This window comes from Nocardia sp. NPDC046473 (assembly GCF_040645995.1).
GTDB lineage: Bacteria > Actinomycetota > Actinomycetes > Mycobacteriales > Mycobacteriaceae > Nocardia.
On record NZ_JBEYZJ010000003.1, the window covers coordinates 82,366 to 104,582 of the forward strand.

25 protein-coding genes and 1 other RNA gene are annotated in these 22,217 nt (G+C 66.2%); 6 read left to right on the top strand and 20 right to left on the bottom strand.

What is annotated here, in order from left to right:
• Window positions 1–33: 33 nt before the first annotated feature.
• Window positions 34–306 (bottom strand): GlsB/YeaQ/YmgE family stress response membrane protein, encoded by a 273-nt coding sequence (locus tag ABZ942_RS10410; protein ID WP_357380473.1) that lies wholly within the window; start codon window positions 304–306, stop codon window positions 34–36.
• 149 nt (window positions 307–455) lie between these two features.
• Here ABZ942_RS10410 and ABZ942_RS10415 point away from each other — a divergent pair, with 149 nt between their 5' ends.
• Genes ABZ942_RS10415 through ABZ942_RS10430 form a run of 4 tightly spaced genes read left to right on the top strand, consistent with a single transcriptional unit; the run spans window position 456 to window position 3,557 of the window.
• Entirely contained in the window at window positions 456–1,211 is a 756-nt protein-coding gene (locus ABZ942_RS10415; RefSeq protein WP_357380474.1) for a glycosyltransferase, read from the top strand.
• A gap of 44 nt (window positions 1,212–1,255) precedes the next feature.
• Window positions 1,256–2,200: an acyl-CoA dehydrogenase family protein gene (locus ABZ942_RS10420; RefSeq protein WP_357381833.1), complete on the top strand. Its 945-nt coding sequence runs from the start codon at window positions 1,256–1,258 to the stop codon at window positions 2,198–2,200.
• Window positions 2,182–2,934, top strand: a complete 753-nt coding sequence (locus tag ABZ942_RS10425; protein ID WP_357380475.1) for a PIG-L deacetylase family protein — start codon at window positions 2,182–2,184, stop codon at window positions 2,932–2,934. The genes ABZ942_RS10420 and ABZ942_RS10425 overlap by 19 nt, the downstream gene beginning before the upstream one ends.
• Window positions 2,931–3,557, top strand: coding sequence for an SAM-dependent methyltransferase (locus ABZ942_RS10430; protein ID WP_357380476.1), 627 nt, complete (start codon window positions 2,931–2,933; stop codon window positions 3,555–3,557). The genes ABZ942_RS10425 and ABZ942_RS10430 overlap by 4 nt, the downstream gene beginning before the upstream one ends.
• A 19-nt stretch (window positions 3,558–3,576) precedes the next feature.
• Here the strand turns inward: ABZ942_RS10430 and ABZ942_RS10435 are convergent, their stop codons facing one another.
• Window positions 3,577–4,158, bottom strand: coding sequence for a TerD family protein (locus ABZ942_RS10435; RefSeq protein WP_357380477.1), 582 nt, complete (start codon window positions 4,156–4,158; stop codon window positions 3,577–3,579).
• A 120-nt stretch (window positions 4,159–4,278) separates the two neighbouring features.
• A complete protein-coding gene (locus ABZ942_RS10440) occupies window positions 4,279–4,713 on the bottom strand; it encodes a MarR family transcriptional regulator (RefSeq protein WP_357380478.1) in 435 nt (144 codons plus the stop codon).
• A 202-nt stretch (window positions 4,714–4,915) separates the two neighbouring features.
• Between ABZ942_RS10440 and ABZ942_RS10445 the strand changes: the two genes are divergently transcribed.
• Complete coding sequence (locus ABZ942_RS10445; RefSeq protein WP_357380479.1) at window positions 4,916–6,340, top strand: pyridoxal-dependent decarboxylase; 1,425 nt, start codon at window positions 4,916–4,918, stop codon at window positions 6,338–6,340.
• On the opposite strand, the gene ABZ942_RS10450 is transcribed toward ABZ942_RS10445, so the two are convergent.
• The 5 genes from ABZ942_RS10450 to ABZ942_RS10470 all read right to left on the bottom strand — a co-directional run bounded on the left by ABZ942_RS10450 (window position 6,337) and on the right by ABZ942_RS10470 (window position 9,645).
• Window positions 6,337–6,996: an RraA family protein gene (locus tag ABZ942_RS10450; RefSeq protein ID WP_357380480.1), complete on the bottom strand. Its 660-nt coding sequence runs from the start codon at window positions 6,994–6,996 to the stop codon at window positions 6,337–6,339. The genes ABZ942_RS10445 and ABZ942_RS10450 overlap by 4 nt on opposite strands.
• Window positions 6,997–7,062: 66 nt before the next feature.
• A complete protein-coding gene (locus ABZ942_RS10455) occupies window positions 7,063–7,386 on the bottom strand; it encodes a hypothetical protein (protein WP_357380481.1) in 324 nt (107 codons plus the stop codon).
• Between the two features lie 3 nt (window positions 7,387–7,389).
• The gene (locus ABZ942_RS10460) at window positions 7,390–8,133 is read right to left on the bottom strand and encodes an amidase domain-containing protein (protein ID WP_357380482.1); all 744 of its coding nucleotides are present in this window, start codon (window positions 8,131–8,133) and stop codon (window positions 7,390–7,392) included.
• Window positions 8,134–8,672: 539 nt separating this feature from the next.
• The gene (locus tag ABZ942_RS10465; RefSeq protein ID WP_357380483.1) at window positions 8,673–8,924 is read right to left on the bottom strand and encodes a hypothetical protein; all 252 of its coding nucleotides are present in this window, start codon (window positions 8,922–8,924) and stop codon (window positions 8,673–8,675) included.
• Between the two features lie 61 nt (window positions 8,925–8,985).
• The gene (locus ABZ942_RS10470; protein WP_357380484.1) at window positions 8,986–9,645 is read right to left on the bottom strand and encodes an MspA family porin; all 660 of its coding nucleotides are present in this window, start codon (window positions 9,643–9,645) and stop codon (window positions 8,986–8,988) included.
• A gap of 517 nt (window positions 9,646–10,162) precedes the next feature.
• Here ABZ942_RS10470 and hemF point away from each other — a divergent pair.
• Window positions 10,163–11,071 (top strand): oxygen-dependent coproporphyrinogen oxidase, encoded by a 909-nt coding sequence (gene hemF, locus ABZ942_RS10475; protein WP_357380485.1) that lies wholly within the window; start codon window positions 10,163–10,165, stop codon window positions 11,069–11,071.
• 49 nt (window positions 11,072–11,120) lie between these two features.
• Here the strand turns inward: hemF and ABZ942_RS10480 are convergent, their stop codons facing one another.
• The 12 genes from ABZ942_RS10480 to recQ form a co-directional block, all read right to left on the bottom strand.
• Window positions 11,121–11,885 carry a class I SAM-dependent methyltransferase gene (locus ABZ942_RS10480; RefSeq protein ID WP_357380486.1) on the bottom strand — a complete coding sequence of 255 codons (765 nt, stop codon included), beginning with the start codon at window positions 11,883–11,885 and terminating at the stop codon, window positions 11,121–11,123.
• Between the two features lie 65 nt (window positions 11,886–11,950).
• Window positions 11,951–13,720: a sugar-binding protein gene (locus tag ABZ942_RS10485; RefSeq protein ID WP_357380487.1), complete on the bottom strand. Its 1,770-nt coding sequence runs from the start codon at window positions 13,718–13,720 to the stop codon at window positions 11,951–11,953.
• A gap of 104 nt (window positions 13,721–13,824) precedes the next feature.
• The gene (locus ABZ942_RS10490) at window positions 13,825–14,502 is read right to left on the bottom strand and encodes an amidohydrolase family protein (protein WP_357380488.1); all 678 of its coding nucleotides are present in this window, start codon (window positions 14,500–14,502) and stop codon (window positions 13,825–13,827) included.
• Window positions 14,459–14,788: a helix-turn-helix transcriptional regulator gene (locus ABZ942_RS10495; RefSeq protein WP_357380489.1), complete on the bottom strand. Its 330-nt coding sequence runs from the start codon at window positions 14,786–14,788 to the stop codon at window positions 14,459–14,461. Before ABZ942_RS10495 ends, ABZ942_RS10490 begins: the two co-directional genes overlap by 44 nt.
• Window positions 14,745–15,062: a hypothetical protein gene (locus ABZ942_RS10500; RefSeq protein ID WP_357380490.1), complete on the bottom strand. Its 318-nt coding sequence runs from the start codon at window positions 15,060–15,062 to the stop codon at window positions 14,745–14,747. The genes ABZ942_RS10495 and ABZ942_RS10500 overlap by 44 nt, the downstream gene beginning before the upstream one ends.
• Before the next feature lie 176 nt (window positions 15,063–15,238).
• Window positions 15,239–15,610, bottom strand: a transfer-messenger RNA (tmRNA) gene (gene ssrA, locus ABZ942_RS10505).
• Between the two features lie 79 nt (window positions 15,611–15,689).
• Window positions 15,690–16,553 (bottom strand): DMT family transporter, encoded by an 864-nt coding sequence (locus ABZ942_RS10510; protein WP_357381835.1) that lies wholly within the window; start codon window positions 16,551–16,553, stop codon window positions 15,690–15,692.
• Window positions 16,550–17,023: an SsrA-binding protein SmpB gene (smpB, locus tag ABZ942_RS10515; protein ID WP_357380491.1), complete on the bottom strand. Its 474-nt coding sequence runs from the start codon at window positions 17,021–17,023 to the stop codon at window positions 16,550–16,552. Before smpB ends, ABZ942_RS10510 begins: the two co-directional genes overlap by 4 nt.
• Window positions 17,024–17,088: 65 nt before the next feature.
• Entirely contained in the window at window positions 17,089–17,325 is a 237-nt protein-coding gene (locus tag ABZ942_RS10520) for a hypothetical protein (RefSeq protein ID WP_357380492.1), read from the bottom strand.
• 67 nt (window positions 17,326–17,392) lie between these two features.
• Entirely contained in the window at window positions 17,393–18,460 is a 1,068-nt protein-coding gene (locus ABZ942_RS10525) for a metallophosphoesterase (protein WP_357380493.1), read from the bottom strand.
• Window positions 18,461–18,561: 101 nt separating this feature from the next.
• On the bottom strand, window positions 18,562–20,052 hold the full coding sequence (gene phoA, locus ABZ942_RS10530) for an alkaline phosphatase (RefSeq protein ID WP_357380494.1): 1,491 nt from the start codon (window positions 20,050–20,052) through the stop codon (window positions 18,562–18,564).
• A gap of 233 nt (window positions 20,053–20,285) precedes the next feature.
• On the bottom strand, window positions 20,286–22,163 hold the full coding sequence (gene recQ, locus ABZ942_RS10535; protein WP_357380495.1) for a DNA helicase RecQ: 1,878 nt from the start codon (window positions 22,161–22,163) through the stop codon (window positions 20,286–20,288).
• Window positions 22,164–22,217 lie beyond the last annotated feature (54 nt).

A 22,217-nucleotide genomic window follows, 5' to 3' on the forward strand; every position in this document is an offset into this window, starting at 1 on the left:
CGCGTCATAGACGGTTCTGCTGGGCGGCCGCTGTCATCGAGACACTCGCCGACCGGTGACCAGACCCACCAGGAACAACAGGATCACCGCGCCGGCGATACAGGTGAAGAAGCTGAACCACAGCCCGCCACCCTCGACGTCGACACCGAACAGCTTCAGCAAGAACCCGCCGAGCAGACCGCCGACGACACCTACGACGATATTCAACAGAATGCCCTGCTGGGCGTCCGTCTTCATGATCTTGCTGGCGATCCATCCGGCCAGACCGCCGATGATGATCCACCCGATTATGCCGAGACCCAGCATGATGTCCTCCTGTTGGTCGTTGGCACGCCGGAAAAAAGCGCGCTGCGCCGGTCATACCCCCGGACGGGCAGACCAAGCAGAGCGGCGAGGTTCACCACATCGAGACGCGCTGACCGTTTGCCGGTGCCGCCGCAGGGTAGCCGGGAGCCATGACCGACTCCCGTCCCCGCGACAGAGTCCCTATCCCGCACGCCGGCGATGCCGCGCTCGGTGGCGCCGTCGCCCGGATGCTGGTCGTCGTTCCGGTGCGCAACGAGCAACGGCTGCTGCCCGCCTGCCTATCGGCGTTGGCGCGGGCCGCGGGGCACGTCGATGTTCCGGTCCGGATCCAACTCGTGCTCGATGCGTGTACCGATGAGTCCGCGGGCGTGCCCACCTCGAATGTCGAGGTGATGACGATCGACGAGCGCAATGTCGGTGCGGCCCGCGCGCTCGGATTCGCCCATGCCGGCGCGACCTGTGCGGCCGAGACCTGGTTCGCGACAACCGATGCCGACTCCGAAGTCGATGATCTGTGGTTACGTGCCCAGCTCGACTACGCGCGTGCCGGAAGTGATGTGGTCGCCGGCATCGTCGGCGTGCGCGAGTGGGCTGATCATGCCGCCGCCACCCGGCGGAGCTACGAGCAGCAGTACCGCACGAGCGGCGCACACGGCCATGTGCACGGCGCGAATCTCGGCTTCCGGGCCGATGCCTATTGGCGGGTCGGCGGCTTCCGGCAGCTGCGAACCGGCGAGGACGTCGACCTGGTGTCCCGCATGGCGGCCGGCGGGGCGTCGATCGAATGGGCCGAAGACGTCGTCGTCACCACCTCGGCGCGCCGTGTGGGCCGGGCACCGCGGGGGTTCGCTGCTCATTTGCGGAGAATTGAAAGCACGTATCGCACCGAGAGTAGGAGTGCCTGATGCCGCCGACTGAGGTTCTCGACGCTTCGGCAGCGCCGAGCGCGATGGCGGGCGCGCTGCGGCGGCTCGCGGATTCCGGTCGGCTCGAGCTGCCTTATCCCGGATCAGGACGCACCATCGAGCGCTGGCGCCGCCTGGCTGATCTCACGTTCGGCAATGTGGTGGTCGGGCGGATGGCGGAGGCGCACGCCGACGCCGCGGCGATTCTGGCGGAGCTCGGCGGTGGTGTGGTCGAGCGTGGGCAGATATGGGGAGTGTGGGCGGCCGAGCCGCCGAAGCCGGTGCTGCAGGCGCGATTCGGGTCCGGTGGATGGACTCTGGCGGGGCGCAAGCCGTGGTGTTCCGGCGCGACGATCTGCACGCACGCCCTGGTCACCGCGCGGGCCGGGGACGAGCGCAGGTTGTTCGCCGTCGACCTCGATCAGTCGTCGGTCCGCGCGGTGCCGGGCACCTGGCACGCCGTGGGGATGCAGGAATCCGATTCCGGCGCAGTGGATTTCACCGCTGCCGTCGCCGAGCCCGTCGGCGGTCCCGGCGCATACCTGACCCGGCCGGGCTTCTGGCACGGCGCCGTCGGCGTCGCCGCCTGCTGGTACGGCGGTGCCGCTGCCGTCGCCCGCACCCTGCACGACCGCGCCACCGACGAGCACGCCCTGGCCCACCTCGGCGCGGTGCTGAGCGGATTGCGCGCCGCCGCACTGTGTTTGACCGATGCCGCGCGTCAGATCGACGCCGACCCCACCGACCGTTCCGGCCTGGCGCGGATCCGCGCCGGGACGGTGCGGGCGGTGGTCGAGGACGCGGCGACGGCGACCATCGACCGGGTCGGGCGCGCGCTGGGGGCCGGCCCCCTGTGTGCCGACGCCGAGCACGCGCACCGCGTCGCCGACCTCACCGTCTACCTCCGCCAAAGTCATGCGGAGCGGGATCTGGCCGACCTCGGCCGTGCCTACGCGGAAAAGGAGTTCTCATGGTTGCCGAACCACTGATCGATCTCGCCGCCCGGGGCACTCCGGAGCGCACCTGGACCCGGTGGCGTAACCGTCGCCCGGAACTGTCGCTGACCGGCTGGCGGCATTTGATCGTCGTCGCGCCGCACCCCGACGACGAGGTGCTCGGCGTCGGGGGCCTCATCGCGCTGGCCCGCTCGCACCAGCTGCCGGTCACCGTCGTCACGGTGACCGACGGCGAGGCGTCCCATCCGGGCTCGCCCACCTGTTCGCCCACCGAGATCGCGGAGCGGCGGGTGGCCGAATCTCGCCGTGCCGCACAAGAATTGGGTGTCGAAGCGCCGATTCGGCTCGCCATCGGCGACGGCAGGGTCGCCGCCGACGAGGCGGCGGTGACCGAGGCGTTGGCGGGCATTCTCGCCGACTGCGGCCATGCGGGCGCGTGGTGCGCGACGACCTGGCGCCGCGACGGTCACCCCGACCACGAGGCCGTCGGCCGGGCCGCCGCGGCGGCGTGCGCGGGTACCGCGACCCGACTACTGGAGTTCCCGGTGTGGATGTGGCACTGGGCAACTCCCGAACATCCGGTGGTCCCCGCCAGCCGTGCCCGCACGTTGACCTTGCCCGCGACGGCGGTCGACGCCAAGCTGCGCGCCCTCTCGCAATTCCACAGCCAGATCCTGCCGATGTCGGCGGATCCCGCCGACCAGCCGATCCTGCCGCCGCACGTGCTGGACCGGTTCACCGGCAACACGGAAACGTTCTTCGTATGAGCGAGACCGGTTTGGCCGCAAGCTATTTCGAGGGCATGTACGCCAACGATCCGGACCCGTGGGGCTTCACCACCCGCTGGTACGAGCAGCGCAAGCGTGCACTCACCATGGCCGCGCTGCCGAAACCCCGCTACCGCAGCGCCTTCGAACCCGGCTGCTCGATCGGCACCCTCTCCGCGGAACTCACCGGCCGCTGCGATCGACTGGTCTGCACCGACATCGCGGCCCAGGCCCTCGATTCAGCGGGCCAACGCATCGACCGGCTGCCCGAATCCGCGCGCGGCGCAGTCGAATTCCGCCGCTGGGCGCTCGGCGAGCCGTGGCCCGACGAACATTTCGACCTGATCGTACTCAGCGAAGTCGCCTACTACCTCGACTCCGTCAGCCTGCGAACCGCTTTCGGCCACGCCGTCGACCACCTCGGCCCCGACGGCACCCTGCTCTGCGTGCACTGGCGCCGAAAAGTCCCCGAATACCCCCTCTCCGGCGACCACGTGCACGCCATCGCCCGCACCACCCAGGGCCTGACCGCTCTGGCCGGCTACCACGACGAAGACCTACTCCTCGACGTCTTCACCGCAGGCAACCCGATCTCCGTCGCGACAACCGAACACATCGAGTAAGCGACGTCCCCGACCTTCGTCAGGCCATCGCGAAGCGGAGCAGGGCCTGCTTGTCGCCCTGCTTGATCTTGCCTTTGCGGTTCAGCACCTCGAGCTGCCAGACGGAGCCGGAGCGGAAGGCGCGGGCCACGGCGTTGGCGTTGTCCGCGCCGAGCAGCGACGGCCAGATGTCAGCGACCTGCTGACTGCTGCCACCGCTCGCGTCGTAGACCTTGAAGCTGATGTTGTTGGCCTTCTCGAACGAGCTGCCCTTTTTGAAGGCGGCCGCGACGAAGACGATGGCGTCGATGCCGCCGGGCACGTCCGAGAACGTGACGTGGACGGTCTCGTCGTCGCCGGCGGCGGCGCCGGTCTGTTCGTCACCGCTGTGCAGGACCGACCCGTTGCCGAGCGGGTCGAGGGAGTCGAGTCCGGCGAAGCGGACCGGCTCGGCGCCCTGCATGAGGATGGCGATCAAGTCCAGGTCGACGCCCTTTTTGCGGCGTGCCCAGCCGAGTGCCCCGCCGCTGGTCCCCGCCGACGGATCCCAGCTCACGCCGACACTCAGCTTGGTGACGCCGGCGAGATCCGCGGCGCCGTCTTCTTTCTTGAGCGTGATCATGGGTTCAGATTAGCGGGCGTTCCGTAACTTCAAGCGCCGGAAGGATTCTCATGCGGGCGATCGACGAGAACAGCCGCACCGCTCTGAAAGTTATTGATAGCCAATAGCTCTCGCCACTGATCAGGCAATGGAATTGGCCTTCGACAGCAGCCGATGCAACTGCCGCTGCTCCCTGGCGGACAGTCGGCGCAGCGGCAGATGCTGGGTCATCGCGTCGACCAGCTTCTCGCGTTGCGCGAAGCCCGCGGCGGTCAGGGCGACCACTTTCACTCGCTTGTCGTCCGGTCCGGGTAGTCGCTCGACGGTGCCGCGTTTCTCCAGCTTGTCGATGATGAAGGTGACCGTCGACGGGTCACTGCAAGTGCGGCGGGCGAGCTCGGACATCGACGGCAGTGCGGCCGTCGGGGTGAGATGCCAGAGCACATTCGCCGACGGCACGGTGAGATCCAATTCACGCAGGACGCTCACGAGCGCGGCGTCGAGCTGGTCGGATACCGAGCGCAGCTCGGCGAGCAGGCGATAACCCAGGTCCGCTTCAGGCAGGTCCGCTGTCACGCAGCACAGTGTAGCCAGCTACTTGCAGTCTCCTACGAAGTTACTTTGACACTCAAATCTTGATGCGGTGATTTCGGCGGTTTTGTCGGTTGCTCGGAGGTTGAAGATCACCTGCGCTTTCGGCGTGCCGCGGTGGCCGGTGGCCAATCACCTTGGCCGACTGGCTATTTACAAAGGGGGTTGGTGCGCGGTTCGGTGAGGCATGGCTGATCCGCTCGAAGAACAAGACGTCGCGGCGCAGGCGCTGGCATTGGTGAACCAGGCGGCAGGGCCGTACCTGGCGAGTCTGCCGGAGCGACTGGTGCACGACGCCGCCCACGACCCACGCATCGATGACCTCGGCGGTCCACTGTCCGAGCACGGCACCGGCGCGCTGGCGGCGGTCGAGGAGTTGCTCGCGGTCGGCACCCGCGCGGCCGTGCACACCGCCGGACCGCGCTTCTTCCATCTCGTGGTGGGCGGGGCGACCCCGGCAGCGCTGGCCGGCGACTGGGTAACCGCACTGCTGGACCAGAACTCGGGGCTGTGGGTCACCTCGCCACTGGCATCGCGCACCGAGACCGTCGTGCTCGGATGGCTCAAGGATCTGTTCGGACTGCCTGCCGAATTCGGCGGGGTGCTCACCCCCTCCGCCACCTTCGCGAACCTGACCGGGCTGGCGGCGGCCCGCTACTGGTGGGCCGAACGGCACGGGGTGGACGTGGTCGCCGACGGCTTGGCCGGACTGCCGCAACTGCCGGTCCTGACCAGTGGATACGTGCACGCCAGCACCCGCAAGGCGCTGCAGATCCTCGGTTGCGGCCGAGATACCTTGCGCACCTTCGTCCGCGACGATGCCGGGCGAATCGACCTGGCGGCGCTGCAGCGAGCGCTGGTCGAACTCGACGGCGCGCCTGCGGTGATCGTCGGCAACCTCGGCGAGGTGAATACCGGCGATTCCGATCCCATCGACGAACTTGCCGATCTGGCCGAGCAGTATCGTTGCTGGCTGCATGTCGACGGTGCGTTCGGGCTGTTCGCGGCACTTTCACCGCGCACAGCACACCTCGCCCGCGGCGTCGAGCGCGCCGATTCGATCACCGCCGATGGTCATAAATGGCTGAATGTTCCGCAGGAGAGCGGGTTTTCGTTCATCAAGGACAACTCCCTGCTCGGCAAGACATTCGGTGGCTGGGGTGCGGCGTATCTGCCGACGCTCGACGACGGACAGATCAGCTACAACATGCACGGCCCCGAATCCTCGCGCCGCGCAAGAGCATTCCCCATCTGGGCGACCTTGCGGGCCTATGGTCGTGCCGGGTACCGGGAGATGGTCGAACGCCATCTCGATGTGGCCGCCCACCTCGGCCGAATCGTCGACGAGGCACCCGATTTCGAACTACTTGCCCCAGTCCAGTTGTGCGTCACCTGTTTCCGCTACCGCCCACCGAGCGTGCCGGAATCCGAACTGAACGCCCTCAATGCCCGCCTGGGCGCGGCGATCCTCGAGGACGGTCGCGTCTACGTCGGCACCACCACCTACCGAGACATGACGGCGCTGCGACCGACCTTCGTGAACTGGCGCATCACCGAGCCCGAGGCGGACCTGCTTGTTCAGGTCATCCGGGAGATCGGACCTCAGCTCTAGGCCAGGAACTGGAGTGCTGAGTGCTCACCGTTCTGCAGGGCGGCGGTGTGCGCGGCGACGTTGATCCCGTCGCTCAACGTCGCGCCCGCATCCAGTTTCGCGATGACCCTCGCTTCCGCCGCTTTGATGGCCGTCGCAGCCTCGAACAGCGACTCGATTCGATCGGGATCGACGACGACGATGCCCTCTTCGTCCGCGAGGACCAGGTCACCGGGCGAGATCGGGACACCGCCGCAGGTCACCGGAACCTGCAGCGCACCGAGCTGAGACGTGCTCCCCGCCATGGGTGTGACGAATCGGCTGTAGATCGGCAGCTCACAGCCGCGGACATACCCGATATCGCGGTAGCCTCCGTCGACGATGATCCCGCCGAGCTCACGGATAACCGCGCCGCGCGCGAAAATCTCACCGGCGAAGGCGATTTCACTGCCACCACCGTCGACGACAATGACGTCACCGGGTGCTGCGGACTCGATTGCCCGCAGCACACCGAAGAAGTCTCCCCGACATTGCACGGTGAACGCCGGCCCGACGATCCGCACCCCGGCAGATCGCGGCCGAATCCCGCTGTCCATCACCCGAATCGACTTGTCGGCATCGCAGAGCGCCGTCGTGTCCAGCGCATGAAACTTCGCGACAAGCTGATCAACCAGCATCGGCGCCCCTTCAAGGCTCGGAGTATGCCGTCGGTTCGACTGTACTTTCCCAGCCCGGCGCGGGCACTACAGCGGGTCTTGGATATTGAAGGTGTAGATCTCCCCGTCGTACCAGAACAGCACCGCCATGGCAGCTTCCGGCGGGTCGACTCGACAGTACTCGAGACCGGTCAGCGGAATAGCTTTCTTCGCCACACATTCCACCGGACCCCGGGATTTCGGAATGGGCCCTTTCAACGCGAAGCGGTTGCCGGACACCGCAATCGTCTCCGGCCCCTGCCAATACCAATCAGGCCTACCGAACAACCACCAGTAGTAACCGAAGACGACCGCAACCACGAAAACAACAGCAGTCAGCAAAACCGTGACCACCTTTTTCCGCCTAGTCATCTCTCATCCTTCACCTGGATACGTCATATGCGCGAACAGATAATCGATGGGGACGTTCGACGAATCATACTTCGGTAGCCACCACGGTTCGTGGCGGCGATTGCTCGTATGCATGTCGACGACATCACCCCATACCCGCGTGCCGTCGGGCATGGTGACCCAATCCTTGCCGACGTAGACCGCAACGTGATCCATTCGCCCGTCCGGCGTTTCGCCGTCTCCGTGATCGTAGAAAATCAGGTCGCCCGGTTGGAGCCCCATCTTCGAAGGCAGGTTCGGGTCCGGCACAGTATCGATACTGTCGCGCCGGAACCCGCCCGACAGCTTTCCCCGCGGACCGCCCCTGGACCCATCGTTGGTGAGAATGAATCTGAGCAGCGAAGGGGCGTAGGTCCATGTCCTGGAATCTTCCCAGTCCCTACCGAACAAGTTCTCGTCATAGGCCGAGAACCATGCGTTCGGATCGTTGTCGTTCGGGTCGTTGAGCGAGTCACGGGACATGATCTGCGAGAATCCGCCCGCCGCCAGTACTTGAGAGGCAAAGTTGGCGCAATCACTCTGCGTGTCCGAGTCGTAGAACGGATACTCACTGTTCGGATTCATCACGTGCGCCTCGGCGTAATCGACCGCGGACTGCCGGGATGAGGACAGGCCGTCACGGACGAAAGTGCGTGACGGCATCGCGGCACCGAGGCTCGTCCTCGACCGGCGCACCAGCGGCGCAAGGAACGCGGCTGCGCCGGTCAACAGCAGCAGGGGGACGTGCCCGCCGGAACCCGGACCGCTGGAGTCACTTACGGACTCCACGGCGGGCGGCGCCGGTGGCGCTTCGGTCGATGCCGGTGGAATTGCCGGCGGCTGCTGAGGTACCGCGATCTGCTGTGGCAGCGGCACATCGGGGACTCCCGGCACGGGCATCGGTTCCGGCTGCGGCCGGCTGCCGGGCAGTTGAGTTCCGGGCACGGCGACGATCGGTGCGTTGCTACCAGGCGGCAGCGGTGGTGGCGTGAGCGCTCCGGCTTGGCTGCCGCCGCTGTTGACGCTCGGGGGTTGGCCAGGCATCGCCGGCTCAGGCAACGGTGGCGGTGCGGTTGGCGGCCCCGGGGGTGGTGTCGGCGGGAGCGACGGCGTGTCGATGCAGGGCCAGCCCGGGTGCATCTGCTGCCATTCCGCGCATGGCACAGCGGAAGCGGCGGGGGTGGCGAAGGAGGCGAATCCGACTCCGATGCCTGCCGCAGCGGCCACGAGGGCCGCCCCGGCCAGCCGGTTGATCGTTGCCGGGCGGGTCATCGGCCGCTCCGGCGTGCCTTTACCTGCGCATACGTGGTGTCGATACCCCACCAGGTCAGGCGTCCGGCGATGGACATGTAGAGGAAGAACGCCAGGTAGACCAGGATCGCGCCGTAGTCGTCGGCCCAGCCCGGCATCCGGTCCAGGCGGGCGAACGCGGCGATCAGCAGGAACAGCCCGGCCAGCAGGGCCATCGGTGCCCATGCGGCGTTGTTCGGTTCCGCAGCGGTGCGATCGGTGCTGGTCATGACTTTTGGGTGTCCTTCCGGGATCCCGCTACTGGATTGGAATGCGTTGCGCGGGTGAGGGTTAGAGCCAGATGGGGTCGCCGTAGGCGGTGGTGGTGTTGTCCGCGGTGGGGGTGGACATGGTCGCGGTGGCGAAGGAGCGCAGCGAGACCGGGCCCATGCAGGCGTCGACCTTGACCTCGACTTGGTCCATGGCGATCGAGGCGCGTCCGGAAGCGAGGGCCTTCTTGCCGAACTCGACGGTCGCGATCGAACCGGGCTTGAGGGTCGTCGAAACATTCGGCGAGACCGAGGCATTGACGCCGAGGCTGACGCTGGGCGGGTAGGAGATGTTGAGGGAAGCGTTGGGGCCGAACGACATTCCCAGACTTGTCGTCAGGCCGCTGGAAACGTCTATCTGGCAACCGATTTGATAGCCGAAACTGACCACCGCGGCACTGACGGGTTGAGTGCCCTTACCGGTGACCTCGGCGATCGCCTTCAACGACACGAACCCCTCGCGGGTGAACATCGTCGCGGCCAGGTTCGGGTATCGGTCCAGGGTTTCCGAGGTCTTGGTGACCGTCAACGTCCAACCGTCATCGGTCGTGACCACACGCGCCTTGTCGGCAACCGCGTCCGCCGACGCCGTTCCTTGCCCATTGGCCAGCAACCCCACTGTTATCGAGCTCGTGCACAGCACCGCTGCCACACCGCTCCGCCGAAACGCAACCCTGCTCATCGAAATCCATCCTTATCTCGTCGAGTTTCAGCCCAGAATCAGGCAGGGCGGCGTTGTCCTCCAAGATAAGGAAAACTCATGCAGCTAACTTTTGGCAACCTTATAGTTGCGACGAATGGCCGCCGTGACCATCCGTTAACCATTTGGACATCCGACCAGTCCAGGCCGAAGCCGGTGATCCAGGATTCAACAACCGATTTATGGCGTTCATCACGCCAAGGCCGTTATCACTGCTTCCACACCAATCGGTGGCGACGGTTGCCTGCGACAGAGTGCGCACGCCTAGCCTCGCCGCGCCGAGCCGACCACGTGGCCATGTGCGGTCAGCAATCCGGGCGCCACCAGGGTCACGCTCCGCCCACAACCGTACGCGGATCCTTCGGAGCCGGGATCGGCATCCCGTCGGTATCTTCGGCGGCAATCTCACTGATGCCACGAGAATTCGGGTGTCACCTCCCTCGTCATCGCATGCGATGCTGGATACGAGCCGAAGCGGATGGGAGACCGAGGAGGCCGGGTGGGGAATTCACGCACGCAACACATCGCCGATCGACTCATGCTGGAACAGCAACGGTTGGTGGCGGCTTTCGAAAAGTTCGACGAGACAGGACGATTCCGGCCCGCGCCCTGGCAGCGCCCGGAGCTCGGCGGCGGACTGGCCTGCGTCTTAGCGGACGGTCAGATCTTCGAACGGGCCGGTGTGAACGTCTCGCTGGTCAGCGGCAAAGGCCTGCCGGAAGTCGCCGCCGGATCGGATATCGCAGGCAGGCCGTTCACCGCAACCGGCATCTCGCTCGTCCTGCATCCGGCCAACCCCTTCGCGCCATCCTTCCACGCAAACTTCCGCTACTTCGAAATCGACGCCACCACATGGTGGTTCGGCGCAGTCTGCGACCTCACCCCCGCCTACGGATTCGACGAAGACGCAATCCACTTCCACCGACCCCTCCAGAACTGGTGCACTCGCCACGGCCCCAACTGGTACCCGACCGGAAAAGCCGCCTGCGACAAGTACTTCCAGATCCCGCATCGCAACGAAATGCGCGGCATCGGCGGAGTCTTCCTGGACCGCCTCACCGGCGAATTCGACCCGCTCCTGGCATTGATCACCGACGGCATCACCACCATCCTCCCCGCCTACCTGCCAATCCTCCGCCGCCGCTGCCCCACCCCCTACGGCAAACGAGAACGCGAGTGGCAACTACTCCGCCGAGGCCGCTACATCGAATTCAACCTCGTCCACGACCGAGGAACCCGCTTCGGCCTACAGACCCAGGCCAACACCGAAGCGGTCCTGATGTCCCTCCCACCCATCGCCACCTGGCAGTCCCACACCACCCCCCAGCCCAACACCCCGGAAGCCGACACCGCCCGCTTCCTCCAACCCACCGACTGGGTATCGAAACCCGATATCCCAGCAAGCTGATCGCGTCGTGAGGAAGCAGTTTCGAGCAATAGACCGTGTCGGCAGTTGATCATGGGCGAGAAAAGACTGCGCGCACCAGTGGGGGACGTACCGGGAGGAATTCGACCCTTATTGCCGGGTCGGCGGCTGCGGCGAGGGCGGTCAGCGCTTGGGGGCGGTAGGCGCGGAGCATGCTGATGATCGCGTCGTGCAGAAACGGCAGGATTGTCAACGGGCCCTTGCGGAATGCGCCGGGCGCCGCGATGACGAGTCCCAGCGCCGGGATCAGCGGGAGCATCGGGGTTGGTAGCCGGGCCAGGTCGATCACCAGGAATTTGGTGCCGATGCGGGTGGCCTCGGCGATGGCGCGCCAAGCCTGCGCGGGCGGTAGGTGGTGGAATGACATCGCGAAAACAACTAGGTCGTAGCTGTTTTCGGCGGCGTCGAGGGCGGTGGCGTCCATTACCCGAGTGGTCGCGCGTTCGTGCGCGGCGATGGTGGCGACGGAGGTGGGGTCCAGGTCGGTGATGGTCACCGTGGCGGTGGGGTGTAGTTCGAGGATCTTCGCCGACAGTTTCCCGTGGCCCGCACCGAGTTCGAGGATTCGCGGGCTGTCGATGTCGGCGACCAATGCCAGTGCGGTGCGGGCGTTGTCCTCGTGCCAGTCCTGACGGTCCAGCTCGCTGATGACCACCTGCTTGATGCGATCCGGCACGTCGTAGCGGTCGATGTACTCGAGCACGTCGGTCTGCATCCGCCGGTCCAGCCACGATGCGCTCGGGCCGCCGCGCGGCATCGTCTCGATGTCGACGACACATGATTGCTGCTCAGTCATGACGTACCAAAATCCCTTACTCGGCGGTGTTTTCACGGTACCGGGTTCAGGTGACGCGAGCCGACCTAGCGGACGGGCCTAGGATTGCCCGCGATCGGGACTCCGGTGCGCTCGGCCTGGGCAAGCGAGGCAGGTGAGTCGGCGCTACGGGCGGCGGTTTGCGGTATCGCGGGCGGCATTTCGGCTGTCGGCTGCGGCCGATAGTCGGCGAGGGTCGCGGTGCCCCACACGTAGGGATCCGCTTGGGCGCTGCCGAACGGTGACCAGGCGAGGCGGGTTTGGCCGGTCTTGTCGTCGGTGTCGGAGTCGTAGACGAGGATGTTCATCGCGAACCTGGCGGGATCGACCGGTGCGGGCAACGCGGTGAGCGGGATCTTCACCTCGACCGAGTAGCCGCGGTACGGCTCGGTGACGTTCGCGGCCAGCCGCATTCCCGGCGGCGTCGCGCCCTGATGGTTGTCGGCGTCACGCTCGGCCGCTGGGCCGCTTCGGGTGTACGGCAGGATGCCGGTTTTGAAAGTGGTTGAGGTGTCGTCGGATTCGCCGCGGGGATCGATGACGATCTCGACCGAGTCGGTGCGCCAATGCCTTTTGAGGTCATCGGCCGACAGCTCGGCTCCTTTTCGATCGTCGGTCACGTTGACCAACACGTACAGGTCGTCATCGTGCCTGGCCAGTTTCGCAGTCGCCGAGCAACTACCACCACCCTGCCAAACCGCAAGCGGCAGTTCAGGTCCCGGGTACTCCCCCGGCCCCTCGACGCCGTTCAGGACCGGAGCGGTCGCGACGGCCGGGATCGTGGTGGTCGGGTTCGGCGGGTAGTCCGGCTGGACTCGGTTGGCCAACCAGGGCAACCCGATTCGGTCGGCCCAGCCGGCGAACTCGGCGTACAACGGTTTCAGCCCCGTTTGCCGCTGCACCGGAACGTCGACGTACCGGCCGTCCTCGGCCAGCACGGTGAACCAGTCGGCAGGGAGCTGCTGCGGATCCGTCGGCAGCTGCGCGGGCTTGGCCGCGAAACCCTGTGTCAGATATAGGCGAGTCGCGTCACGCCCGACCTGCGCCCAAGTCGCATTGTGTGCACGCGAGCGGACACCGGACCATACGCCCATCACCGGCAACCCGGACTTCGGATCGGTGCGCCGTTGTTCGGCTACGTCCGGTCCGAGCAACGAGTCGAACCCGTAGTTCTGGGCAAGCAGCCGGGTGGGATGCCATGTCGCCAGCCCCTCGCCGCCGATCTGCTCGGGATATGCATGCGGGTCACCGGCCAGCCGGAACGCCTCGATACCGAGGCGAGCCGAAAGCTGGTGGCCACCATGCTGATTGAACGGTCGAGGATCCATCACCACGATCGTGTGCGGGGTGGTCAGGCGAACCAACCGCACCAGCCTGGCCAGCGTGTCCTGCTCATCCCAGATACGCGCGGTCAGCGGTGCGGACAAGGTGTACCAGAAGTCCGGCTTGTCGAGATAGTAGATGTTCTCGATCCCGGCAAGCGCCGTCGCTTTGCGTTCCTCGGTCTCGCGGATCAGCCCCAACTCGGGCCCTTCTTCCAGACCCACCGCATTGCCGCCGCCCTCACCACGCGTGACGGTGACGACGGCGGTAGTCCAACCCAGATCTTCGTGCCACTGGCCGAAGGTCGCGAGGTTGCTCGATTCATCGTCCGGATGCGCGCCGACGAACAACACATCCGTATGAGCAGGATCCCCCGCCGCGTCCCGGCGCTTATTGTCCGAAGAACAATCCGCCAGCACCAAGGTTGCGGCAGCCAAGGCCGAGGCGAGAACAGCCCGGCGACTCAGCACGGTCTCGAAGCCTGCTCCCGCCATCCCCTACCTCCAGTCGTTGCCCACCGTGTCGCACGTCGAATCACAACACATCGGCAATCGCGTCCCGCACACCGGTGATGAACTGACCTGTTGAACGCCAGCGATCAGATGCCGAACAATGCGGCGGCATTGGATTCGAGAATCGCCTTCGCGGCAGCGGGATCGATGGATGGGTCGCTGATGTAGTCGATCGCGCGGACGAACACATCTCCGTCTTCATACGGGAAGTCGGTACCCAGCAACAGACGGTCGGCACCGAGTGAGTCGACGGCGGCACGCAGGGCGGGCAGGTAGCCGTGGCCCACCCACATGCGGTGGGCGGCGATACTTGGCAGCTCCGGCGTGTCGGGCGCTTCCCACGCGTACTGATTGTCCGCGCGCTGCAACAACATTGGCAACGCACCGCCGAAGTGCGCGTTGATGATTTTGATGTTGGGGTAGTGGGTCGGGATGCCGCTGGTGATCAGTTGCAGAACCGAGATGGTGTCCTCGATCGGCGCCCCGGCCATCCAAGCCATGTTGTGGTCCGCGATCAGCGGCGAGCATGCGCTGTTACCTGCCGGGTGGAGGAACAGCACAGTGCCGCGTCGATCGAGTTCTGCGAAGATCGGCGCGAATTCGGGCTCCACCAGCGCACGATCGAGGACAGTCGTGTGAGCAGCGGCGACCTGCTTTGTAACACCAGCATGGCGCAGGCGGCTGGTGCCCGAAGGGCCAGGGAACGTTCCCCGAAACAGGCTAGGCGACCTTGACGCTCCAATCGCCAACGTGAGCGACAACATCCAGGGTTCCTCCGAGCGCGATGATGTAGTCACGAACCAAGTCCATGGACGTGATCTTGCCGTGCTCGATCTGTGAAACCCTGGCCTGTGAAACTCCCATCAGCTCGGCGACCTGGGCCTGCGTCGCCCCGCACTGCTTGCGGAGTTCAGCGAGCTGGTGTCCGCGCTGCTCCGCACGCATTTGCTCGCGGCTCTCATCTCGCGCTGCGACACGGTCAGGGGAATCCCATGTCGGGTCGATTTCACGAGCTCGACGCTTGGCCTCTTCCCAAGACACACCCTTCATGACTCATCCTTCGTTGCTCGGTAGTCCTTATAGCGCTGTTCGGCGAGCGGGATCGCATCTCGGAACCAGCCGGGGTTCGAGGGCGAAGCTCTTTGAGGTTGTGCAGTGCCTTGCTGGACTGGATCCGATCGACCAACGGTCTTCCCAGCTCCGGTCCACGCTCGGCCAGTTCGTCCAGCGCTTCCTCAATCTTGTCGGCGATCATCGGCTCGTTCTTCACCAGGTCGAGGAACCAGTCGTTGACTGGCTCAAGTAGCAGGATGCTCCATCGCACCGAACAATTATAACTAATCCTTATGCCGGTCGGGGTTCGATGCAGCATCAGGGACATGGCGGGAATCGAACCGCGGGCCGGGTAAATCCGCAGGTACAAGCACCGTCCGCTATGCGACTCGATCCAGTCACCGGTAAAACGAAAACCCGCAGGTCCTTGACCTGCGGGCCTTCTAACAGTGGAGCTGCCGGGAATCGAACCCGGGTCCTCTGCCGTGTTTCCAGGGCTTCTCCGTGTGCAGTTCGCTGTGTCTCTACTTGGATCTCTGGGTCTCGCGAACAAGCTCAGATGACGATCCCAGTCGCTGTTTGATGTTCCATTCTGGTCCGCGACCGGCCAGAACGGTAAGTCCCGCTAGCTGATGCCAGTACCCGGGTCGTGGGACGAACCCGGACTGACAGACTTGCTCTGCTACTTAGGCAGCGAGAGCGAAGTCGCGCTGATTGGAATCGGCGCTTAATTGGTTGCGATGACGCTTACGGTGGTCTCTCGCCTGCACCGACACGCTTCCCCTGAATCTACGTACAAAGTCGAAACCGTTCAGCCCCGTACGTCCCGGCACCTTGCCGGGCTGTTCATGCTAACACCGGCCACAGACCGGTTCTTCCCATTATCCGGCGGGTGTCCTCACGCTGCGGCGATGAGCCCGACGGCGATGAGGGCGAGCACCATGCCGACCTGCTGTTGCCGGCCGACGCGTTCGCCGAGCAGCACCATGGCGAGCAGGACGGTGGCCGCGGGGTACAGCGAGCCGATCACGCTGACCAGGGAGAGCAGCGAGCCGTGGAACGCGTGCAGCAGGGCGATGTTGGCGATCACGTCGAGCACGCCGATGTAGCAGGCCAGACGCAACGGCTCGCCACGCAAGCGTTTGAACTGCCTGGCGGACAACGCGGTCACCCACACCACGCCGGTGGCGGCGCAGCGCTGCGCGAGCAGCGGCCACAGCCCGGACGACGCGGCGGTCTGATGCAGGAAGACGAACATGAAGCCGAAGGCCAGTCCGGATCCGACCGTCAGCAGCGCGACCTTCTTGGTGAACCGCAACTCACGTCCGCCGGTGATCTCCTCGGTGACAGCGTCCGGTGATTCCCGGCTGACCAGCAGAACGGCGACCAACGCGAACGCGATACCGATGAAGGCGAGCAGCCCGGGTCGCTCCCCGATCACCAGCCCGACCAGTACCGGAACGCCCGCCACCAGCACCGCGGTCAGTGGCGAGACGACCGCCATCGGCCCGCTGGCGAGCGCGGCATAGAACCACCAGACCGCGACACCGCTGGCGACGCCTGCGGCCAGGCCCCAGCCTATCGATGCGGCGTCCGGGGTCCCGTCGACGAACGGCAGGAGCAGCAGCACCAGCAGGACCGAGAACGGATACGAATAGATGACGACCCGCAGCGCGGTCACCTTTCGGGCCGCGACACCGCCGTAGAAGTCGCTCACGCCGTAGCCGAGGGCGGCGAGCAGAGCGAGCAGGACCGCGGTCAGCGCATGCCTTTGATCCGCCGCCCTAGCTCACGAGTGACCTCGCGCTCGGCGTCCCGCTTCGCCAGATCCTGCCGCTTGTCGTAGTCCTGCTTACCCTTGGCGAGGGCCAGTTCGACCTTGACCTTGCCGTCGGAGAAGTACATGGACAGCGGGACCAGCGTCTGGTTGCCCTCGCGGGACTTGCCGACCAGGCGGTCGATCTCGCGCTTGTGCAGCAACAGCTTCCGGATCCGGCGCGGCGAATGGTTGGTCCAGGTGCCGTGGCTGAACTCCGGGATGTGCAGCCCACGCAGCCACACCTCGCCGTTGTCGACCGTCGCGAACGCGTCGACCAGCGAGGCCTTGCCCTCACGCAGGCTCTTGACCTCGGTGCCGACCAGCGCGATCCCGGCCTCGTAGACGTCCAGGATCGTGTAGTTGTGCCGCGCCCGGCGGTTGGTCGCGATGACCTTGCGCCCCTGTTCCTTCATAACGATCAACCTTAAGTGACGCGGCAACCGGATTATTCCCTGGTAGTAGCGCGGCACCCGCGGCACTAGCCACCTGGGCGCAGGGTGACCCAGAGGGTGAGCAGGGCGATGAAGGCGACGACGAGCAATACCGTGGAGAATCGGGGTCGGCCGGGTCGTGGAGGCGGGCGATGCCGCAGCCACACACTCTCGACGGTCGGGTCGATCCCCCGGCGAGTGTTCGGCGGTGCGTCCGGAACATCGGTGCTTGGGGAATTGCCCGACGAGTCGCCCCCGTCGTCCGGGCCGTCACCGTGAGCCATAGCGAGCACGGTAGCCCGCGCCGCCGCGACACGCCGCAATTCCCGCGTGCCGCAACATAGTTGGTACTCAGGCGAGACGTCGGGCGAAGACCTGGGTTGCGGCGGCGGTCGCCACGTCGACGGTGAACACGCGCAGGTCGACGGTGGCCGGGGTGAGATCCAACACCATGAAACCGAGCTCGTGATAGTTCTCGAACAGCGCGGGGTGCTTGCCGCGCGGGGTCACCGCGGGCTCGGCGGAAACGGTCTTGGCGGCGGCCCCGGACACGATCTGGCGGGTGCCCTTGGACTCGACGGTCGGCTCCAGCACCTGAAGCGAATGGTCGTGTCCGGAAAGCAGGAACTGGCAGGCGCCGGCGACGTGGTCCTCGATGAGGTGCTTCACGTGGATGCCGTTGATCGGATCGATGGGCAGGTTCTCGTAGTGGCCCGCGTCGCCGTGCGGACCGTTGTTGAGGTACGGCTGGTGGGTGCAGGCGATCTTCCAGGTGGCGGTGGATTCGGCGATGGCCCGGTCGAGCCAGGCGCGCTGCTCGTTCATGAACTGCCCGTCCACCGACCAGTAGGGCGACAGGATCGGCGGAATATAGGCGGCGAGCGGGTTGACGTCGAGGACGAAGAACTCGACAACGGGGTTCTGCTCCGGCGCCCGGACCGAGTAGTACCGGCTCGGCATCCACCAGCGCGGCGAGTTCGCGTGGTACTCGACCTCGTGGTTGCCGCGCGCCAGCCAGGCGCCGTCACCGGGGAAGACGGAACTGGTGTCGTGGTTGCCGAGCACCATCAACCAGGGGAAATCCAGTCCGGCATTGGGGGTTTCGAACTTGTCGGCGAATTGGCGGTCGGTGCCGCTGTTCGGGCCGAGTTCGTAGATGTTGTCGCCGAGGCCGAGCGCGAGGTCGACGGGTTCGCGGCGATGGAACTCGCGCATCGCGTTGGCGACCGCCCACTGGGTACGTGTCCCGGTGCCCGCGTCGCCGGTCACCAGCACCCGCAGCTTGCGGCCGGTCGGGAAGGGAAACTTGGTGACACCGGCCGCGACCGGCACCGCCTGTGCGGGCGAGAGGCCGACCAGCGACGCGACGCCCGCCGCGCCGGCCAGGAAGCCCCGGCGACCAAAACTGTTGTCAGGCATGCGATGTCCTCCGCAGTCCGGTGCCCCGCCCGGCGACCATCTTCGCCCATCGGGCGAACAATGGCGATGCCGGGGCGGGGCACCGGATCAACTGGGGAGGACTACTTCGCGGCGGCGACCGGCTTCTTGTTCCGGTCCAGGCCGAGCGCGTCGGACATGGTGAAGAACAGGTCGGTCTGGTCGGTCAGGCCGACCACGTTGGCCGCACGCGGGCCGTAGGCGGCGACCCGCAGCTGGGTGCCGGTGTGCTCCTGCGAACCGCCCGCTTCGGCGTTGCCGTAGGAGACGCCCATCTCGGCGCCGTCCTTGGTGACGACCTTGCTGGTCAGCGAGAGCGACTTGGTCTCCAGCGGCACGATCTGGCTGCTGTGCGCGTGGTCGGCGGTGACGATCACCAGGGTGTTGCCGTCGTTCTTGGCGAATTCGAGCGCGGCCTGCACGGCCTCGTCGAGGTCGACGGTCTCACCGACCTGACCACACGGGTTGGCGTTGTGGTCCTGCTTGTCGATCGAGGCGCCCTCGATCTGCAGGAAGAAGCCATCCTTGCGCGGCTTGAGCAGGTCGATCGCCTTGCGCGTCATGGTCGCCAGGTCGGGCTGGGTGGCGGCGCGCTCGGGGTTGGGCTTGCAGGTCTGCGCGGGCAGGTTCAGACCGTTCTGCACAGCGTTGTCACCGGTCCAGCGGACCGGCATGTTGCCGGGCGTGAACAGGCCGAGCACCGGCGCGTCCTGGTCCGCCTTGGTGACGCCGTCGAGGCCGGCCTTGTCGGCGACGAGGTTGTAGCCGCGCGCCTTGGCCTGGTCACGCAGGGTCTGGCCCTGCCACTGGCCGCCCGCCGCCTTCTGCTCGAAGCTCTTCGAGCCACCGCCGAGGGTGACATCGGCGCGCGTGTTGAGCAGCTGCTCGCTGATGGAGCCGAGGCCGCCCTTCTCCAGCGCGTTGGTCGGGCACTTCAGTGCCGTCTCCTCCGGGCCGTAACACTTGCGGTCGGTGACGTGTGCGGCGAGCACGGCCGGGGTGGCGTCCTGAATTTCGGCGGTGGTCACGTTGCCGGTGGCCTTGCCGTTGGCCTTGGCGATCTCCAGCAGGTTGGTCTGCGGGGCACCCTTGAGGTCGACGCCGATGGCGCCGTTGTAGGTCTTGGTTCCGGTGGACCACGCGCTGCCGCTGGCCGCGGAATCGGTGACGTAGTCCGGCTTTCCGGTGTTCTTGTCCAGCGAATAGTGGGTGTAGGAGCCGGTGAGCGGCAGCGCGTCGATGCCCTTGAAGTAGCCGCCCGCACCCTCGGCGACGTTGCGCGCCACCGTGATTTCGGAGTCGCCCATGCCGTCACCGATCAGCAGGATGACGTTCTTGGCCTGGTTACCGTTGAGCGAGGCGCGCAGGGCGTCGGTCCGCTCGCCGGTGGTGCGGCGGGCGCCACCGTTCTCGGTCACCGTGCCTTTGGCGTTCGGGCTGAGGAGATCGCCGTTGCCCTGCTTCGTGGAATCGGACGAACCGCAGGCGGCCAGGGTCCCGACGAGAACGGCGGCGCCCAGAATGGCGCCCGCACGGAACCGGCGGGGCATGGAACGCGACGAGACAGGGGGCATGAGCGAAAACTCCATTGTTCGTAGATACGTCGGTTGGTGGGAGCCTTGCGATCGCTTCTGAACAAAAAGGGCATAGCGGGCAACCAGGCGGTTACCGGACGATTTCCCATTAGCGGGGTCCGCATGGGTCTGCCAGCTGCGCGACACACGAAAACTACTGCCGCACAGTAACTTTCACACAGGATGAGGTGTCGAACCCACCTTCTGGCCATTTGACCAGAAGGTGCAGAATGTCACTCTCCGGCCAGGACCTCGAGCACCTGCTCGCCGTACTTGGCCAGCTTGTTCTCGCCGACGCCGGTGACCGTGCCGAGCTCGGCCAGGCTGGTCGGCTTGCGCGCAACGATCTCGCGCAACGTGGCGTCATGGAAGACGACGTAAGCGGGAACGCCCTGTTCCTTGGAGGTCGCGGCCCGCCATTCGCGCAGCCGCTCGAACACGGGCTGATCCGCCGGTGCCATGTCGGCGGCCGGGGTCTTGCCCGCCTTGGCCGCGCGCGCCGGCTTGGTCGGCCGTTCGCGCTCGCGGCGCAGCAGCACCTGACGTCCGTCGAAGAGCACCTCGTTGCTCGCGTCGGTGAGCGTCAGCACGCCGTAGTCGCCGTGCACCGCGAGCAGCCCGCCCGCGAGCAATTGCCGCACCACGCCACGCCATTCGATATCGCGCAGATCGGTGCCGATGCCGAAGACCTTCAGCTCGTGATGATCGTGCTGGAGCACCTTGGGGTTCTTCTTGCCGAGCAGGATGTCGACGATGTGACCGGCCCCGAAGCTCTGGCCGCGTTCGCGTTTGAGCCGCAGCACCGTGGACAGCAGCTTCTGCGCGGGGACGGTGCCGTCCCAGGATTCGGCCGGGGTGAGGCAGGTATCGCAGTTGCCGCACGGCTGCTGGTCGTGCTGACCGAAGTAGTTGAGCAACTGCACGCGCCGACAGGTCACCGTCTCGCACAGCGCGAGCATGGCGTCCAGGTGCAGCTGCAATTGCCTGCGATGGGCGGCGTCGCCCTCCGAGGAGTCGATCATCTTGCGTTGCTGCACAACGTCGTTGAGGCCGTACACCATCCACGCCGTGGAGGGTTGACCATCACGGCCCGCCCGGCCGGTCTCCTGGTAGTAGCCCTCCACCGACTTCGGCAGATCGAGATGCGCGACGAAGCGCACGTCCGGCTTGTCGATGCCCATGCCGAAGGCGATGGTCGCGACGACGATCAGACCGTCCTCGCGCAAGAACCTGGTCTGATTCTCGGCGCGGGTGCGGTTGTCCAGGCCCGCGTGGTACGGCACCGCGCTGACGCCGTTCTCGGTGAGGAACGCCGCGGTCTTCTCCACCGAGTTGCGGGACAGGCAGTAAACGATGCCCGCGTCACCCGCGTGCTCGGTGCGGATGAATTCCAGCAGCTGGCGATCGGGCTTGTTCTTCGGCTCGATCCGGTACTGGATATTCGGCCGGTCGAAGCTCGCGACGAAGCGGCGGGCCGCGCCGAGGTCGAGGCGCTGCACGATCTCGTCGCTGGTTTTCGCGGTCGCGGTCGCGGTCAGCGCGATGCGCGGCACATCCGGCCAGCGCTCGTGCAGCATGGACAGCGCCAGGTAGTCGGGCCGGAAGTCGTGGCCCCACTGCGAGACACAGTGCGCCTCGTCGATGGCGAACAGCCCCACCTTGCCGCGATCGAACAACTGCGCCGTCGTTTCCAACCGCAGCCGCTCCGGCGCCAGGTACAGCAGATCCAACTCCCCCGCCACGAACTGTGCCTCCACGGCGCGGCGCTCGTCCGGGAACTGGGTCGAATTCAAAAAGCCCGCACGCACGCCGAGCGCGCTGAGCGCGTCCACCTGGTTCTGCATCAGTGCGATCAGCGGCGAGATCACCACCCCGACGCCGGGCCGCACCAGCGCGGGCACCTGGTAACACAGTGACTTACCACCGCCGGTCGGCATGAGCACCAACGCGTCACCACCCGCGACCACGTGCTCCACGATCTCGCGCTGATCGCCGCGGAAGCTGTCGTAGCCGAAGACTCGGCGTAGAACCTCTTGCGCCGCACCGGATCCGGTGCCTACACCGGGATCGGTGTCGGTCGCCGTGGCCGCGAATGCATCGGGGGGAGTCACCCGGCCCATCCTACGAGCGCACGCTCGCGGCGCTACCGGTACGTCGCCCGGATT

Excerpts from the sequence above, each read along its gene's own strand:
- ABZ942_RS10410 (WP_357380473.1), bottom strand. The coding sequence starts at position 306 with ATGCTGGGTCTCGGCATAATCGGGTGGATCATCATCGGCGGTCTGGCC.
- ABZ942_RS10415 (WP_357380474.1), top strand. The coding sequence starts at position 456 with ATGACCGACTCCCGTCCCCGCGACAGAGTCCCTATCCCGCACGCCGGC.
- ABZ942_RS10420 (WP_357381833.1), top strand. The coding sequence starts at position 1,256 with ATGGCGGGCGCGCTGCGGCGGCTCGCGGATTCCGGTCGGCTCGAGCTG.
- ABZ942_RS10425 (WP_357380475.1), top strand. The coding sequence starts at position 2,182 with ATGGTTGCCGAACCACTGATCGATCTCGCCGCCCGGGGCACTCCGGAG.
- ABZ942_RS10430 (WP_357380476.1), top strand. The coding sequence starts at position 2,931 with ATGAGCGAGACCGGTTTGGCCGCAAGCTATTTCGAGGGCATGTACGCC.
- ABZ942_RS10435 (WP_357380477.1), bottom strand. The coding sequence starts at position 4,158 with ATGATCACGCTCAAGAAAGAAGACGGCGCCGCGGATCTCGCCGGCGTC.
- ABZ942_RS10445 (WP_357380479.1), top strand. The coding sequence starts at position 4,916 with ATGGCTGATCCGCTCGAAGAACAAGACGTCGCGGCGCAGGCGCTGGCA.
- ABZ942_RS10450 (WP_357380480.1), bottom strand. The coding sequence starts at position 6,996 with ATGCTGGTTGATCAGCTTGTCGCGAAGTTTCATGCGCTGGACACGACG.
- ABZ942_RS10455 (WP_357380481.1), bottom strand. The coding sequence starts at position 7,386 with ATGACTAGGCGGAAAAAGGTGGTCACGGTTTTGCTGACTGCTGTTGTT.
- ABZ942_RS10465 (WP_357380483.1), bottom strand. The coding sequence starts at position 8,924 with ATGACCAGCACCGATCGCACCGCTGCGGAACCGAACAACGCCGCATGG.
- ABZ942_RS10470 (WP_357380484.1), bottom strand. The coding sequence starts at position 9,645 with ATGAGCAGGGTTGCGTTTCGGCGGAGCGGTGTGGCAGCGGTGCTGTGC.
- ABZ942_RS10480 (WP_357380486.1), bottom strand. The coding sequence starts at position 11,885 with ATGACTGAGCAGCAATCATGTGTCGTCGACATCGAGACGATGCCGCGC.
- ABZ942_RS10485 (WP_357380487.1), bottom strand. The coding sequence starts at position 13,720 with ATGGCGGGAGCAGGCTTCGAGACCGTGCTGAGTCGCCGGGCTGTTCTC.
- ABZ942_RS10490 (WP_357380488.1), bottom strand. The coding sequence starts at position 14,502 with ATGTTGTCGCTCACGTTGGCGATTGGAGCGTCAAGGTCGCCTAGCCTG.
- ABZ942_RS10495 (WP_357380489.1), bottom strand. The coding sequence starts at position 14,788 with ATGAAGGGTGTGTCTTGGGAAGAGGCCAAGCGTCGAGCTCGTGAAATC.
- smpB (WP_357380491.1), bottom strand. The coding sequence starts at position 17,023 with ATGAAGGAACAGGGGCGCAAGGTCATCGCGACCAACCGCCGGGCGCGG.
- ABZ942_RS10520 (WP_357380492.1), bottom strand. The coding sequence starts at position 17,325 with ATGGCTCACGGTGACGGCCCGGACGACGGGGGCGACTCGTCGGGCAAT.
- ABZ942_RS10525 (WP_357380493.1), bottom strand. The coding sequence starts at position 18,460 with ATGCCTGACAACAGTTTTGGTCGCCGGGGCTTCCTGGCCGGCGCGGCG.
- phoA (WP_357380494.1), bottom strand. The coding sequence starts at position 20,052 with ATGCCCCCTGTCTCGTCGCGTTCCATGCCCCGCCGGTTCCGTGCGGGC.